This is a genomic window from Lysinibacillus sp. GW823-FHT06C08, assembly GCF_058795135.1.
The window spans coordinates 1,503,005-1,516,779 of record NZ_JBXAHN010000001.1; the positions used below are offsets into that span (position 1 = coordinate 1,503,005).

General features: G+C 39.0%; 16 protein-coding genes. 13 read left to right on the top strand and 3 right to left on the bottom strand.

All coding sequences use genetic code 11. The features are described from left to right. The first annotated feature begins 30 nt into the window (after window positions 1-30). Window positions 31-201: a hypothetical protein gene (locus tag AC1Q6O_RS07060; RefSeq protein WP_427071645.1), complete on the top strand. Its 171-nt coding sequence runs from the start codon at window positions 31-33 to the stop codon at window positions 199-201. A gap of 76 nt (window positions 202-277) precedes the next feature. Here the strand turns inward: AC1Q6O_RS07060 and AC1Q6O_RS07065 are convergent, their stop codons facing one another. Then, window positions 278-706 (bottom strand): DUF2621 domain-containing protein, encoded by a 429-nt coding sequence (locus AC1Q6O_RS07065; RefSeq protein WP_008175629.1) that lies wholly within the window; start codon window positions 704-706, stop codon window positions 278-280. A 121-nt stretch (window positions 707-827) separates the two neighbouring features. Here AC1Q6O_RS07065 and AC1Q6O_RS07070 point away from each other — a divergent pair, with 121 nt between their 5' ends. From AC1Q6O_RS07070 to AC1Q6O_RS07090, 5 genes are all read left to right on the top strand, one after another. Continuing rightward, window positions 828-1,043, top strand: coding sequence for a DUF1659 domain-containing protein (locus AC1Q6O_RS07070; RefSeq protein WP_008175630.1), 216 nt, complete (start codon window positions 828-830; stop codon window positions 1,041-1,043). A 14-nt stretch (window positions 1,044-1,057) separates the two neighbouring features. After that, complete coding sequence (locus tag AC1Q6O_RS07075) at window positions 1,058-1,282, top strand: DUF2922 domain-containing protein (protein WP_008175631.1); 225 nt, start codon at window positions 1,058-1,060, stop codon at window positions 1,280-1,282. 67 nt (window positions 1,283-1,349) lie between these two features. After that, complete coding sequence (locus tag AC1Q6O_RS07080) at window positions 1,350-1,472, top strand: YvrJ family protein (RefSeq protein ID WP_083796479.1); 123 nt, start codon at window positions 1,350-1,352, stop codon at window positions 1,470-1,472. A 104-nt stretch (window positions 1,473-1,576) separates the two neighbouring features. After that, entirely contained in the window at window positions 1,577-2,185 is a 609-nt protein-coding gene (locus tag AC1Q6O_RS07085; protein WP_089984970.1) for an SCO family protein, read from the top strand. Window positions 2,186-2,298: 113 nt separating this feature from the next. Further along, window positions 2,299-2,838, top strand: coding sequence for a DUF1572 family protein (locus AC1Q6O_RS07090; protein ID WP_089984968.1), 540 nt, complete (start codon window positions 2,299-2,301; stop codon window positions 2,836-2,838). Window positions 2,839-2,875: 37 nt separating this feature from the next. Here the strand turns inward: AC1Q6O_RS07090 and AC1Q6O_RS07095 are convergent, their stop codons facing one another. Then, window positions 2,876-3,430 (bottom strand): delta-aminolevulinic acid dehydratase, encoded by a 555-nt coding sequence (locus AC1Q6O_RS07095; RefSeq protein WP_492401013.1) that lies wholly within the window; start codon window positions 3,428-3,430, stop codon window positions 2,876-2,878. Window positions 3,431-3,534: 104 nt separating this feature from the next. On the opposite strand from AC1Q6O_RS07095, the gene AC1Q6O_RS07100 reads away from it, so the two are divergent. The 3 genes from AC1Q6O_RS07100 (at window position 3,535) to AC1Q6O_RS07110 (ending at window position 8,518) form a co-directional block, all read left to right on the top strand. Beyond that, on the top strand, window positions 3,535-4,356 hold the full coding sequence (locus AC1Q6O_RS07100) for a hypothetical protein (RefSeq protein ID WP_089984966.1): 822 nt from the start codon (window positions 3,535-3,537) through the stop codon (window positions 4,354-4,356). A gap of 156 nt (window positions 4,357-4,512) precedes the next feature. Next, window positions 4,513-6,192, top strand: coding sequence for a methyl-accepting chemotaxis protein (locus tag AC1Q6O_RS07105; RefSeq protein ID WP_089984964.1), 1,680 nt, complete (start codon window positions 4,513-4,515; stop codon window positions 6,190-6,192). 364 nt (window positions 6,193-6,556) lie between these two features. Next, window positions 6,557-8,518 (top strand): methyl-accepting chemotaxis protein, encoded by a 1,962-nt coding sequence (locus AC1Q6O_RS07110; RefSeq protein WP_008175644.1) that lies wholly within the window; start codon window positions 6,557-6,559, stop codon window positions 8,516-8,518. Between the two features lie 44 nt (window positions 8,519-8,562). Here AC1Q6O_RS07110 and AC1Q6O_RS07115 read toward each other — a convergent pair whose 3' ends face one another. Beyond that, a complete protein-coding gene (locus AC1Q6O_RS07115) occupies window positions 8,563-9,957 on the bottom strand; it encodes an alanine/glycine:cation symporter family protein (RefSeq protein WP_008175645.1) in 1,395 nt (464 codons plus the stop codon). Window positions 9,958-10,142: 185 nt separating this feature from the next. Between AC1Q6O_RS07115 and AC1Q6O_RS07120 the strand changes: the two genes are divergently transcribed. The 4 genes from AC1Q6O_RS07120 (at window position 10,143) to AC1Q6O_RS07135 (ending at window position 13,710) form a co-directional block, all read left to right on the top strand. Then, entirely contained in the window at window positions 10,143-10,841 is a 699-nt protein-coding gene (locus AC1Q6O_RS07120) for an aspartate/glutamate racemase family protein (RefSeq protein WP_008175646.1), read from the top strand. A 1-nt stretch (window position 10,842) separates the two neighbouring features. Beyond that, window positions 10,843-11,901 carry a DmpA family aminopeptidase gene (locus tag AC1Q6O_RS07125; protein WP_089984962.1) on the top strand — a complete coding sequence of 353 codons (1,059 nt, stop codon included), beginning with the start codon at window positions 10,843-10,845 and terminating at the stop codon, window positions 11,899-11,901. Between the two features lie 451 nt (window positions 11,902-12,352). Then, window positions 12,353-12,919 carry a M15 family metallopeptidase gene (locus tag AC1Q6O_RS07130; protein WP_338061743.1) on the top strand — a complete coding sequence of 189 codons (567 nt, stop codon included), beginning with the start codon at window positions 12,353-12,355 and terminating at the stop codon, window positions 12,917-12,919. Further along, window positions 12,916-13,710: a M55 family metallopeptidase gene (locus AC1Q6O_RS07135; protein WP_089984958.1), complete on the top strand. Its 795-nt coding sequence runs from the start codon at window positions 12,916-12,918 to the stop codon at window positions 13,708-13,710. The genes AC1Q6O_RS07130 and AC1Q6O_RS07135 overlap by 4 nt, the downstream gene beginning before the upstream one ends. The last annotated feature ends 65 nt before the right edge of the window (window positions 13,711-13,775 follow it).

A 13,775-nucleotide genomic window follows, 5' to 3' on the forward strand; every position in this document is an offset into this window, starting at 1 on the left:
ACAAGAGAAGTGCCGGATAGAACCGCGAAAGTGACGGATAGAACCAGCGAAGTGACGGACAAAACCGCGAAAGTGACGGATAGAATCGCAAAAGTGACGGATAGAATCGCAAAAGTGACGGATAGAGCGCCGAAAGTGACGGATACAATCGTAAAAATACCGAATAAAACCGCAAATAAGGATGCCCCGCTAAAAAAGTAACATAGAAAACGAAGTAAACAACCCCGTTAAACCCCAAAAAAAACGCTGCACAAGCGTATGTGCAGCGTAGCTTTCTTTATTCAAATAAATGTTCGTAGGGGGCGATGTCAATTTGCATTTGCTCTAATTTTTTGCGTAAAAATTTGTGATCGCGTTTCGGTGTTGCTTGGATGTAGCCGCGAATTATGAGGTCATTATTAATAGCAGGTGCTTTTTCCTCTAAAGCGAGCTCGCCAATTTTCCCTGCAATTTTCTCCTTTGCTACTTGTCTAAAGAGCTCTGGGACAGGGCTTACAAGCTCATAGAGTAACTCTTTTTCAGCTTGTCCCCATAAATGGATTGTTTTATCTAAATAAAATTCCTGCCAATCTAAATCAGACTTTCCATCCTGCTTTGGGAGTGCTTTTAAAAACTTGCGGAACATGAAAAAGCCGCCAATCGCCATCAATGAAATGAGGACAACTACCCAAAATAAAATAAACCATAAAAACCAACCTTGTAACAAATCGTTCACCTCTTTGCCTTCTCTGATTCTATTATAAAAGCTTCCGAAAGAAAATTCATCCTATAATGTCCCTTTTTTAGCAATTCGTCTTTATATAGTGTTTGAAGGGAGGTGAGGATGGATGGCGAATGTGAATTTTTTACATGCTACCCTAAGACTTAAATATGTGGAAGGCTACAATGATCAAAACGAGCCAACATACATTACTAAATCGTATCGAAATCTCGCTAAGACACATAATGAGGACGATTTAGTAGCTGTCGCGCATGCGATGGCCAGTCTTTCATCACTAGCCGTGGTTAGTATTGAAAAGCAAGAAACCAGCGAATTATCTTAAGGGGGGATCAGAGGATGGCACAAGTTTTAGAGTTACAATTTGTGACAGCGGATGGTAAAACATCTACGCTGACGATTGATGCACCGAAGCCTGCTATTACCGCAACAGACATTCAAAAGGTCATGCAAACTATAGTGACTAAAAATGTATTTTCAGGACAAGCTGGCGCCTTAGCAGCTATTAAAGGCGCTCGTATTGTAGAACGAAAAGTAATAGAATTTGATGTAGCAACAGAATAATGCAAAAATGGTCTTTGCTAAGAAAAATGCAAAGGCCATTTTTACCTAAGTGAAAGGGGGCATAACGATGGAACAGTGGTTAAGCATGATTTCAGATATCGGTTTCCCGATAATAGTGTCCTTTTATTTATTACACCGTGTCGAGGTAAAGCTAGATGCGATACATGAGGCACTTGTTTCCTTAAAATGAAATTAATTTCACAAATATGTACGAAAGCTGTCACCTAGAAGTTCTTGTCAACGCTTACAGCCTAAGTTAGGATGAGGGTAGTGTAGGTTAGGGAGAGTGTTAACATGAAACATAAACTAATTGGGCTAGTATTGCTTTTAGCCTGTGCGACTGTTCTAGGTGCCTGTGGGAATTCCAAATTTAAAGCAGATTATAGTTTGGAAATACCTGATTTTGAACATGTCAATCAACGTGGAGAGGCGGTTTCACTTGAAAGTTTAAAAGGCAAGCCATGGATTGGTATGTATATTTTCACGAATTGTGTATCGATTTGCCCACCAATGTCCTTGAATATGGCACAAGTCCAAGAAAAGCTACAGAAAAAAGGAGTAGAGGATTATAATATCGTCGCCTTTTCCGTAGATCCAGATGTTGATACGCCAGAAGTATTAGCCAACTATATTAGTAAATATAATGTGCCAGATGATTCTAAATGGAATCTTCTTACAGGTTATTCACAAAAATATATTGAACAGTTTGCGGTTAAAAATACGAAAATTTTAGTGAAAAACGATCCTAATAGTGATCAAGTTATCCATGGTAATCAATTTTTCCTAGTCGATAAAGATGGAACAATCGTTAAAATGTATAATGGCTTCGCTGAAAATATTGAAGATGTACCAATTGATACAATAGCTTCTGATATTGAAACATATGTTGATGAAAATTTATAATTAGCAACCGTCTCGAATTTTTGAGACGGTTTTAATTATATGACGACTATTAGCTGGTAAACAGTAAGATTTTCCATTTATAATAATAAAAAAGAGGGGATGGGGATTCGCTTATGACGATTGCACAAACATATTTACAGGTCATCCAAAAAAGGTTTAACAATGTGAAAGAGCTAGGGGATGGGGCACTGGCCCAACTAGAAGGGGCTGAGTTGCACTGGGCATATAATGAAGAATCCAATAGTGTCGCGGTCATTGTTAAACATGTTAGTGGTAATATGCTTTCGCGCTGGACTGATTTTTTAACGACAGATGGTGAGAAAACTACACGAAATCGGGATGATGAGTTTATTAATAGTCTGTCTACAAAAGAAGCCATTCTCGCAGTTTGGGAAGAGGGCTGGCAAGTATTTTTAGATGCTTTGGCGAGTATTAAAGAATCCGATTTGCAGGGGCATGTTACAATCAGAGGGGAAAAGCTAGCGGTAATTGATGCGATAGAAAGGCAAATGGCTCATTATTCACAGCATATTGGTCAAATGATTTATATCGCGAAGCAAGTAAAGGGAGCTGAGTGGCAAACGTTAAGTATAGCGAGAGGACAGTCGCAAGCGTTTAACAAGGCCATGCTTGAAAATAGCCATGAAAAATAAGAGAAATCGTAGCAATTAGTAGTTGCTACGATCTTTTTTATGACAAATAAAGCTTGTACATCGCAGTCTCCGAATCAATGGCTTGAGCTAGTTCAAATGCTTCCTGCTGATTTTTATGATGAGAGATGATCTCATAGAAAAAGCGAATTAGAAACATAAGATTGGCGTTACCATCGATATAGTCATCTGGTGCTAAATAGGAGTGGCAGCCATTTTGCAAAAATGCTGTTGCGAGCTGTTCGCACCCTAATGTACAGCCTGCTGCAATAACCTTTACACCTTGGAGGCGGCTATAAGTTTGTACATCCAATGGACCAAAGTATATACTCTTTGGTTCATTAACTTCATAAACATCCTCCCCTAGCTCAGGCAGACAAAACCGTCCTTCATCTCCGTGAAAGTTCAAAATTAGATAATCCATCTTGCCATGTAGATCAACGCCTGATAAAACATCAATCAAATCATTGGGTCTACCAATTAAATGAAGGGTTACCCTTGCACCAAAGGATTCAAGTGCAGCACGGATGGCCATTGATTCGAAATCACAATTAGGTCCTACTACTACATTAACGTATAATTCTGGCTTGCTCATTTGCCGTTCCACCTCCTTCCTTTAGTATAGATGAAACCTATTGGATGGGTAAACTGTATATTACAATAATTACTATATATGTAAAGGTTAAAGGAGTTTTAGCTATGAAACGGATTGGACATTTACTTACATTACTACTTGGCATGACGCTTAGCCTTATCACCCTCTTACTGTTTTTGGACAATGAGAGGCAAAGAGACGAACTAGTATCTCTTTCTTATAGTCAATTTCAAACTATCCAACAGGCATGGTATATGTCTGGAAGTGATGGCAAGGAGCAATATTTATATCCATTAAAGCATGTGTTCTACCTTAACCGTTATGAGGTACAAGATACAGAACACCTTCTACAAGCTTTACGAACTAAAAAAGTCCCTATCAGTCGACCCGCCCAACCTACCCCAACAAGTGATTTATATATACGTTTTGATAATGGAAAGGAAATGGCCGTCAAGGTAATGGTGGAGGATGAAGAATTATTTCTCATGGACCAAAAAACGATGCAGTATTATCAACTGCCAACAGCAGAAGTGGTAGATTATTTTCGTTGGTTGAATGAAGAAAGCCGAATGCCGTTGTTTTTATTTATTATTTATACCGTTTTATTTTTTAGTTTAGCTTATCTGCTTGCAAAGAAATTAATAGGAGGTACATCGAAAACAACTTCGACAAAATTAATTAAACAGAAAGGGAAGCGACTTTCAGCTGATTTTCTTTTTCCTATCATCCTGCCATTAATCATCACCATTTCGATGCAAATATATGGGGCTCAGCATAGCTTATTATTATTAAGTGTCATGATGCTTACTTCAGGTATTCGAGAATATGTTGAAAAAAGAGAGCTTTTCATGAAAATGGTCCTGCTTGTCCCGATCTTTTCGTTTTATCTCCATGGCTTTCAATGGATTATTTCCTATTTTAACTAGCAAAATAGTGGATATTATTGTCAATAGTTTTCAGGTGGAGTTTGCATTATTGTTAAATTTTAGCTATGTTTTGTGAGGAAAGGTACATATTCTATAGGATAATAGATTTAGATAGGATATACTCTATGGTGATTACAGTAGAATTGAGGGAATCATATGAGATTAACTGTGGAACGTAAACTACAAATGGCTTTTGGTATAGTGCTAGCCTTCTTATTAATGATTACAGCCATTGCGATGTATTTCTTAACAAATAATAATAAGACACTAGCTGAAATCGAAGACAATACGGAATTAATCCATCTATATCAAGATATCTCGTTCCAAACAGTGCGTGCAAATGCAGCTATTCGAGGATTTATATTATATGGTAAGGAAGAAATGTTGAACAATCATCATGAAATTCGCAATACCTTACATACATCCATTAATCGCCTCCAAGAAATAGGCGCTCGCAATCAAGATTTTGAGCAATTTTTACAACAGCTTGATGATTGGGAAAAGGCGATAGATGGACAGATTATTCCGCTTTATAAACGTGGCGAAATAGAACAGGCTCAGCAAGTAGCCTTGCCGATTTTAGGGGATGGCTCTTTGAAGCTTGTAGTCTTTGGTAAGACAATGGCTACTGCACAACAGGAAGACATGCTAGCACATATTGAGGCGACAAAGGAAAAAGGGGAAAGAAGTGGTATTGAAATAATGATATTGGCGGCAATTTCTCTCCTCATTAGCATCATTATTGCTACTGTATTTGGTAGAAGAGTTGCTAAAAACATTCAGCTAACAGTCAGAGAAATGGATACATTCTCAGAGGGGAATTTACATGCTCATCTACAATTCAAAACAAAGGACGAATTTGCACATCTAGCCGAGTCATTCAATAGCATGTCAGAAAAACTTCGTCAAATGATGAAGCAAGTAGGAGATTCCTCTGAGCAAGTAGCCGCTACCTCTGAGCAGCTAACGGCTAGTAGCTTGGAGGTTACACAGGCAACGGAAGTCGTCACTGAATCAATTCAAGACATTGCACAAGGAATTGATGAGCAGGATACGTTAACAGGCGATGTACGAAATTTATCGGCCCATATTTTGAAGAAAATGAATGATATTTCCACTAGCATTCAAAACGTTAATGATGCAACCGTCGAAACGAAAAATATGGCGAGTTTAGGTCGTTCTTCTGTCCATGTTGCCACGGTACAGATGGATGAAATTTCAGCCAACACGAGTGAATTAAATACGCGCGTCCAAGATTTAGATGATAATTCAGCAGCCATTGTAGCCGCTGTGAACGTCATTAAAAGTATTGCGACACAGACCAATTTGCTTGCTATCAATGCCTCCATCGAAGCAGCCCGGAGCGGTGAGCATGGGAAAGGGTTTGCCGTTGTCGCTGAGGAAGTACGCAAACTAGCAGATGAGTCGAATCTTGCAGCAGTGGAAATTGAAAAAGTAGTAGCACAGATTACTGACAGTACAAGAATAATTGAAGAAGATATGGTCAATAGCAATGATTCGGTGCATGTAGGTCGTGATAAGGTCAATGTGGCAAGAGATAATTTTATACAAATTGATGATGCCATTACGGATGTACAAGCACAAACGGAATTAGTTACCGCAGCCATTCGTACTATCCATCAAGATATTGAAAAGCTGGTCCAAGAGATCAATTACATAGGTGAAGTATCTATGAAATCAAGCCGTCATGTGCAAAGCGTTGCCGCTTCTTCGGAAGAGCAAAATGCGGCGATGGAGGAAGTAGCGGCAGCTTCCACCCATTTAGCGAAAATGGCGATAGATCTACAGGAATCCATACAAACATTTAAATATTAAGGTCATGATAAAGGAGGTGTCTAATGGTCAAATAGATCATTGGACAACCTCTTTATTTTTACTTTCCAATCATTCCAGCAAGTTCAAATTCCTTTAGAATCGGGATCAATAGTTGCCATTTTTCATATAGTCATGATTAGGAAGTGATGGGCTAATAGTTTGTTCTTCCTGACAATTACAGGGATTTATAGTTATCTGTAAAGACTGAATAATAGAAAAATCATAAATATGTTTGAAAAATAATATTTCATCCGATAAAAGCTATGGGAGAGATGTAAAACAGATACAGAGTGGGAATGGTTGTAGCAAATATCAGGCTGACAAGTGATATTTTTCACTTCAAGAAACAAAAGGAGAATAATATATGAAGAAAATATTTAGCAGTTTTAAGGGCAAGCTTTATACGCTATTTGCACTAGTATTACTAATCCCTGTTATATCTGTAGGTAGTTTATCTTATTTATCAGCTAAAGATTCGATAGAAGAAGAAATCTTATTTAGTGCCAATGAAAGTGTGGGCATTTTAAATAAGCTTATCGATCAAACTATTACTGATAAGATGAATGACATTCAAGTGTTTAGTAGTGAAATAGATGCACAACAAGTTAAGCAATCACAAGCTTCTATCGAATCGAAGTTTAAGCAATATGGACAGCTTAATCCAGACGTTTTAAGTATTTATGTTGGAACAAATGATGGTTCGTTTTCTCAGGTACCAAAATTGAATGATGCGGACTATAATCCATTAGATCGAGATTGGTATAAACAAGCGACTGCTTTAAAAGGTGAAACGTTAATTACTAACCCTTATAAAGATGCGGGAACTGGTGATATGGTTGTAACGGTTGCTAAACAGATCAAGGACCGGTCAGGGGTTGTTGCTATTGATATTAAGTTAACAAACCTTCAAAAAATTGCAGATTCCATTCGAATTGGGAAAAATGGGTATCCCTCTATTTTTGGGGAAGACAATCTGGTCATTTCACATCCTACATTAGAAGCGGGTGGCAAGCTAAAAGAAAGTTTCCTAGATAAAATGTACGAAAGTCCCTCTGGCACCTATGAATACGTCTTTAACGGCGATGATCGTATTTTGTTCTATACGACGAATGAGGTAACCAATTGGAAAATTACAGGTACGATCTTTTCTAAGGAAATTGATGAATCGGCTTCATCGATTTTAACTCATACCATCATAGTTCTGCTTGCAGCTGTCGTGATTAGTTCTATAATCTTCTACTTCGTGATGAAGGCTGTCATTAAACCAATTAAAGCATTAAAAGATAGTGCCGTTACGATCAGTAAAGGTGATCTGACAGAGACTGTTACAATAACTTCGAAGGATGAAATTGGACAATTAGGACAAGCCTTTAACGATATGCAGGAAAGTTTGCGGACGCTTATTCAAAAAATTGAACAAAATGCAGAGGAAGTGGCATCGTCTGCTGAAGAGCTAACAGCTAATGCGAATCAAACAAGTATAGCAACCGAAAAAGTCGCTATTTCTATTCAAGATGTTGCGTCAAGTGCAGATGGTCAGACTATGAGTGCCAATAAAAATGCAGAATCATTACATGAGCTTTCAACAGCCATTCTTCATATTGCTGAAATTTCTTCCGCTGTGACGGACCTTTCACAGCATGCGACATTACAAGCAGATGAGGGCGGACAAGCTGTCCAAAATACAAAGGATCAAATGCAGTCTATTCATTTATCTGTTGCTGATTCCAATGCTAAAATTCAAACCTTACATGAGCGTTCACAGCAAATTACATCCATTTTAGATGTTATTACAAGCATTGCGGATCAAACTAATTTACTGGCTTTAAATGCCGCTATTGAAGCAGCAAGAGCAGGGGAGCATGGAAAAGGCTTTGCGGTTGTCGCAGACGAAGTCCGTAAGCTAGCCGAGCAATCACAGGAATCGGCTAAACAAATATTTGATCTAATACGTGGGATTCAACAAGAAACAGAGCAATCTGTAAGTATTATGGCTAAGGTAACGGAGGATGTTCAAAGTGGTTTACATATTTCTGATGAAGCCATTACGAAATTCCAAGTAATTAGGACAAGTATGAATGAAATTACGCCAAAAATGGAAGAGGTTTCTTCTGCCTCCGAGCAAATGTCTGCTGGTGTGCAAGAGGTAGCAGCGGTGACGGAGGATTTAGCCTTCTCAGCCAAAGGCAATGCTGCCGCTTCTGAAGATGTTGCAGCCTCAACAGAGGAACAGTTAGCATCAATGGAAGAAATCAATGCCTCGGCACAAGCACTTGCACATATGGCAGATGAATTAAAACAACTAATTAGTCAGTTCAAATATTAAAAAAAACGCCCCTCCATTCATTACAATGGAGGGGCGTTCCTATTTTATCGATCTTCTTCCCAACAATCAGTATTTTTTAATGTCGGAATTGATTTGGCATAAAAGACAGGATTTTTACCTGCTTTGCGTTGGCCTGTAAAATCATCTAATACAAGGAAGGCAATTTTACCAAGAATCATGATGATAGCAATATTGATGAAAGCCATAAGCCCCATAAATAAATCTGCTAAATTCCATACAAGTTGAACTTGTGCTACAGAGCCGAACATAACCATGACTAGTACTAGTATGCGATACATAATCATCCAACCCTTATGGGCATTTATAAATTCGATATTAGATTCACCGTAGTAATAGTTACCGATAATCGAACTGAAAGCAAAGAAGATAATGGAAATGGCAATAAAATAAGGAGCCCAATCCCCAACATGTACAGCTAGGGAATTTTGCGTCAAAATAATACCATTACTTTCACCTTTATCATATAAACCAGCTAAAATAATGATAAAGGCTGTTGCTGTACAAATCATAATCGTATCGAAAAAGACACCTAAGCTTTGTACAAGCCCTTGCTTAGCAGGATGTGAGGTATTAGCAGTCGCCGCAGCATTTGGCACACTACCCATCCCAGCTTCATTTGAAAATAAACCACGACGTACCCCTTGCATAATAGCGACTCCAATTGCTCCACCAGCAGCTTCTTGTAGACCAAATGCATGTGTGAAAATTAATTTAAAAACATTTGGTATTTCTGATAAATTTGTCACCACAACAAAAAGGGCTACAAGTAAATAGAAGATGGCCATAACCGGTACAAGGACTTGCGTTACCTTGACAATTCTTTGTACACCACCAAAAATAATTAATGCTGTTAGTGCTACAAGTAAGCCTCCAATGAGCTTTGGACTTATATCAAATGCTTCCCCAACCGAAGTAGCAATTGTGTTAGACTGCACTGCATTAAATATAAATCCAAAACTTAGTGTTAATAGAATACTAAAAATGATACCTAGTTTTCTTTGACCTAACGCTTTTTCCATGTAATAGGCAGGTCCACCTCGGAACGTATCGCCATCCTTTACTTTATAGACCTGTGCTAAAGTACTTTCAATGAAGGCTGTTGCCATTCCTAATATAGCAATAATCCACATCCAAAATACTGCACCTGGTCCACCGACACCAATGGCTAAGGCAACACCTGTAATGTTCCCAGTGCCTACACGTGAAGCGGCACTAATCGTAAAGGCTTGGAATGGCGAAACCCCTGAGTCTCCCTCCCTTTTTTCGACAATCAGACGAAACATTTCAGGAAAAAGACGAATTTGTACAAATTTTGTACCAAATGAAAAATATAGTCCAGCAGCTAATAATAAGATAATCAGGATATATGTCCATAAAATATTATTTCCACTATCAACAATATTTGAAATCCATTCCATAAGTTATTCCTCCTTTCACAGTACGCTTTAGTCTACACTGTTTTTTTATGAAAAATCAACCTTTCTAATATAATAAATTATAATAAAGTTTTGAGTTTTCCTATAAGAGTGGTAAATTCCGAAAATTCTCTTATTTTTATTTTGCAAACGCGTATAATAATAGAATAAAGGAGGGAGATTGGAAGATGAAAACAATCGGATTGATTGGTGGGATGAGCTGGGAATCCTCAGCCGAATATTATAAGCTTCTAAATGAACAGATCAAACAAAAGCTTGGGGGCCTTCATTCTGCAACATGTATTTTGTATAGTGTTGATTTCCAGCAAATTGAGCATTTTCAAGCGAGGGGACAATGGGACAAAGCTGGCTTCGTGCTAGCTCAAGCCGCACAGTCACTTGAACAGGCAGGTGCAGATTTTATCGTTATTTGTACAAATACGATGCATAAGGTCGTAGCGGTTATTGAGGAGGCCATCACCATCCCTATTTTACATATTGCAGATGCCACAGCTAACCAAATAAAAGAGGCTGGACTACAAAAAATAGCGCTCCTTGGAACTATGTACACAATGGAACAGGAATTTTATAAGTCGAGGGTAGAGGGGTATGGAATAGAGGTTATTGTGCCAGATTACCACTCACGTATGGAAGTAAACCGGATCATTTATGAGGAATTATGTTTGGGGAGCATTGTACCAAATTCAAAGTCCTATTATATCCAAGTGATTAATGACCTTGTGCAGGCAGGAGCGCAAGGAGTAATTCTTGGCTGTACCGAAATTGGCTTACTTATACAACAGCAGGATATCGATGTTCCAGTATTTGATACAACGGCAATTCATGCACAGGCAGCTGTGTCAATGGCGATTCAGGAGGAAACGTAATATGCAGGGAAAGGTAAGACAATTCGGCATTGAAGTGGGTACATTACCGGTTGGGCAGAAAAATTGTATTACCGATGTTGCAGGGGTACGAGTAGGCCATGTCACATTGGATGAGTCATTAGATCATGAAGGTGGTTACGCCTGTACAGGAGTCACAGCTATTTTACCGCATGGGGAGAATTTATTTCAGCATAAAGTTACAGCGGCTAGCTATGTGTTAAATGGCTTCGGCAAAACAACTGGACTCGTACAGGTGAATGAGCTAGGTGTGATCGAATCACCGATAATGCTCACGAATACATTTGGGGTACCAGCAGTTACGCAGGGAACATTGCGATATATGCTCGACATGAATCAGGACATTGGGCATACGACTGGCACCATCAATCTAGTTGTGGGCGAATGCAATGATAGTTATTTAAATTCCATCCGAGCATGTTCAGTAACAGCTGAGCATGCGGTAGAAGCCATTCAAAATGCCTCTCCGAATACAGCACAGGAAGGAGCCATTGGTGCTGGAAAAGGGATGATGTGCTTTGGCTATAAAGGGGGAATTGGTTCCTCTTCTCGTATTGTCAAAGTCGATAAAAATGAAATTAGCTATACGGTGGGCTGCATGGTACTTAGTAATTTTGGTCATAGTTCGGAATTTTTAGCGGAACGTTATGTTGCTCCTGCAAACCAATGTGTCTCGACTCTAGCTCCTACAGATGGGTCGATTATGATAGTCCTTGCTACAGATGCTCCACTTAGCAGTCGTCAATTGAAGAGAGTCATTAAACGCTGTGGGATAGGTTTAGGTCGGACAGGTAGTCATTACTCACATGGCAGTGGAGACATTGTGATAGGCTTTACAACTGCACATAACATCCCGCATATGTCTGAACAGCTTGTAGAAACAAGAATACAGCTCCGTGAGGATCATCCCGTTATGAATCAGTTATTTGTAGCTGCGGCAGAGGCAACTGAGGAAGCCATTCTCAATTCACTAGCTCAGGCACAAACAACAATTGGTCGCAACGGACATCAAGTAGAAGCCTACTCATTTCAAAAGGCATAGCGAAAAGGTTATTGAGACATAGATAATGTTTCGATAACCTTTTTTTGCGTAAGTACATAAGATTCCACATTTTTTTAGCATGTGTGGGTCATGAGATGAATAAATTCTTAACTAGAGGATAAAGGAGATTTTTCGACGATTTTTTGCTGGATTATGAATCATTATAAGAAAATAGCCATTAATTTGTAATAATTGTATTTTTATCTAGTCAATAATAGAGAGATATGATACTATTCATTTTAAAAAACTGAATTATCTAATAATTAAACGGGGGTGTTCTAGTATTGTAAACCTCTTTCAACCGATTGGAACGGCTTCGAATGGAAACTCTCCTGAGAGCCCATCTGTTAGCGAAAGCCAAGAGCCTCTAATACAGATTACTGCTGCATATAAAAGAATTTTTATAGAACCTATCTACGATCAGCAAAAGATTCCTAATAGTTTACGAGCCATTTATGTACGTGCTGGTGTAGTTGAACGCTTGCAGCATGCTTTGACACTATTACCGAAGGAGTATAGCCTGCTCCTCTATGACGGCTATCGCCCATTCCAAGTTCAACAGTATTTATTTAACTATTTTTCACTGCAATTGGCGCGCATTATGCCTCACGCCACAGAACTAGAATTACGGCAGGCGACCAAAAAGTATGTCGCAATGCCAAGGGCAGATGCTGCTCATTTGGCACCCCATTTAACAGGTGGAGCTATTGATCTAACACTTGCTGATAGACAAGGGAAAGCTTTGGATCTCGGTTCAGCCTTTGATGAAATGAATGAAAAATCAGCTACACGCTATTTTGAACATAACCTAAACGAGAATCCAGAGGCTTGTCAACATCGACGTTTATTATACAACTGTATGACACAAGTAGGCTTTAGTAATTATGGAGAGGAATGGTGGCATTACGATTTCCATAATATGGCGTGGGCGAGACGAGTGCAAGCTAAAATAGCCTGTTATGGAGCCATTCAGGTAACGATACATGATCATGAAATAAAGGAGATTCGATATCAATGAAAGTTTATATTAGCGCCGATATAGAAGGCATTACGGGTACCACTACGTGGAGTGAGACAGAGTTAAATGCACCTGACTATCAATTTTTTCAAAAACAAATGACTCGAGAAGTAGAAGCGGCCATTGAAGGAGCTATAGCGGGTGGCGCAACAGAAATACTATTGAAGGATGCGCACGATTCAGCACGCAATCTCGATATTTCGAATTTACCTATCAACTGTAAGGTAATCCGTGGCTGGACCTACGATCCGATGTGTATGGTAGCAGGTCTCGATCAAAGCTTTGATCGTGCGATTTTTATTGGCTATCACAGTAAAGGGGGAAGCGAGCGTAATCCGCTATCCCATACGCTTTGCACGTATGCGGATGTCAAAATAAATGGTGAGTATGCGAGTGAATTTTTAATTAATACGTATGCAGCAGCATTACATGGTGTTCCTGTTTCATTTGTCAGTGGTGATGTTGGCTTGACCGAAGAAATTCATGCCGTTAATGAAAACATTGTGACCTTTGCGACCAAAGAAGGAATAGGGAATGCAACTATTAGTGTCAGCCCGAAGCTAACGATTATGGAAACCAAGCGACTGGTAGCTTCCTCGATGAAGGTGCCACGTCAACATATTCAGGTACCATTACCAAAACGCTTTATGGTAGAAATCATCTATCGAGATCATACACGTGCCTATCGTAATTCCTTTTATCCAAATGCCACATTTAAACCACATAATACAGTAGAATTCGTCACAGACGATTTTTATGAAGTATTACGTATTTTACAATTTTTAACTTGACTGTGTGGATGAGCTTTTGCTTAGAGTGTGTGTGCCAATAGGACACGCTGTTGTCATGTGGAATA

What these genes read in the sequence shown, in the direction of transcription:
- AC1Q6O_RS07070 (WP_008175630.1), top strand. Translation starts at nt 828, where the DNA reads ATGGCGAATGTGAATTTTTTACATGCTACCCTAAGACTTAAATATGTG.
- AC1Q6O_RS07075 (WP_008175631.1), top strand. Translation starts at nt 1,058, where the DNA reads ATGGCACAAGTTTTAGAGTTACAATTTGTGACAGCGGATGGTAAAACA.
- AC1Q6O_RS07080 (WP_083796479.1), top strand. Translation starts at nt 1,350, where the DNA reads ATGGAACAGTGGTTAAGCATGATTTCAGATATCGGTTTCCCGATAATA.
- AC1Q6O_RS07085 (WP_089984970.1), top strand. Translation starts at nt 1,577, where the DNA reads ATGAAACATAAACTAATTGGGCTAGTATTGCTTTTAGCCTGTGCGACT.
- AC1Q6O_RS07090 (WP_089984968.1), top strand. Translation starts at nt 2,299, where the DNA reads ATGACGATTGCACAAACATATTTACAGGTCATCCAAAAAAGGTTTAAC.
- AC1Q6O_RS07095 (WP_492401013.1), bottom strand. Translation starts at nt 3,430, where the DNA reads ATGAGCAAGCCAGAATTATACGTTAATGTAGTAGTAGGACCTAATTGT.
- AC1Q6O_RS07100 (WP_089984966.1), top strand. Translation starts at nt 3,535, where the DNA reads ATGAAACGGATTGGACATTTACTTACATTACTACTTGGCATGACGCTT.
- AC1Q6O_RS07105 (WP_089984964.1), top strand. Translation starts at nt 4,513, where the DNA reads ATGAGATTAACTGTGGAACGTAAACTACAAATGGCTTTTGGTATAGTG.
- AC1Q6O_RS07110 (WP_008175644.1), top strand. Translation starts at nt 6,557, where the DNA reads ATGAAGAAAATATTTAGCAGTTTTAAGGGCAAGCTTTATACGCTATTT.
- AC1Q6O_RS07115 (WP_008175645.1), bottom strand. Translation starts at nt 9,957, where the DNA reads ATGGAATGGATTTCAAATATTGTTGATAGTGGAAATAATATTTTATGG.
- AC1Q6O_RS07120 (WP_008175646.1), top strand. Translation starts at nt 10,143, where the DNA reads ATGAAAACAATCGGATTGATTGGTGGGATGAGCTGGGAATCCTCAGCC.
- AC1Q6O_RS07125 (WP_089984962.1), top strand. Translation starts at nt 10,843, where the DNA reads ATGCAGGGAAAGGTAAGACAATTCGGCATTGAAGTGGGTACATTACCG.
- AC1Q6O_RS07135 (WP_089984958.1), top strand. Translation starts at nt 12,916, where the DNA reads ATGAAAGTTTATATTAGCGCCGATATAGAAGGCATTACGGGTACCACT.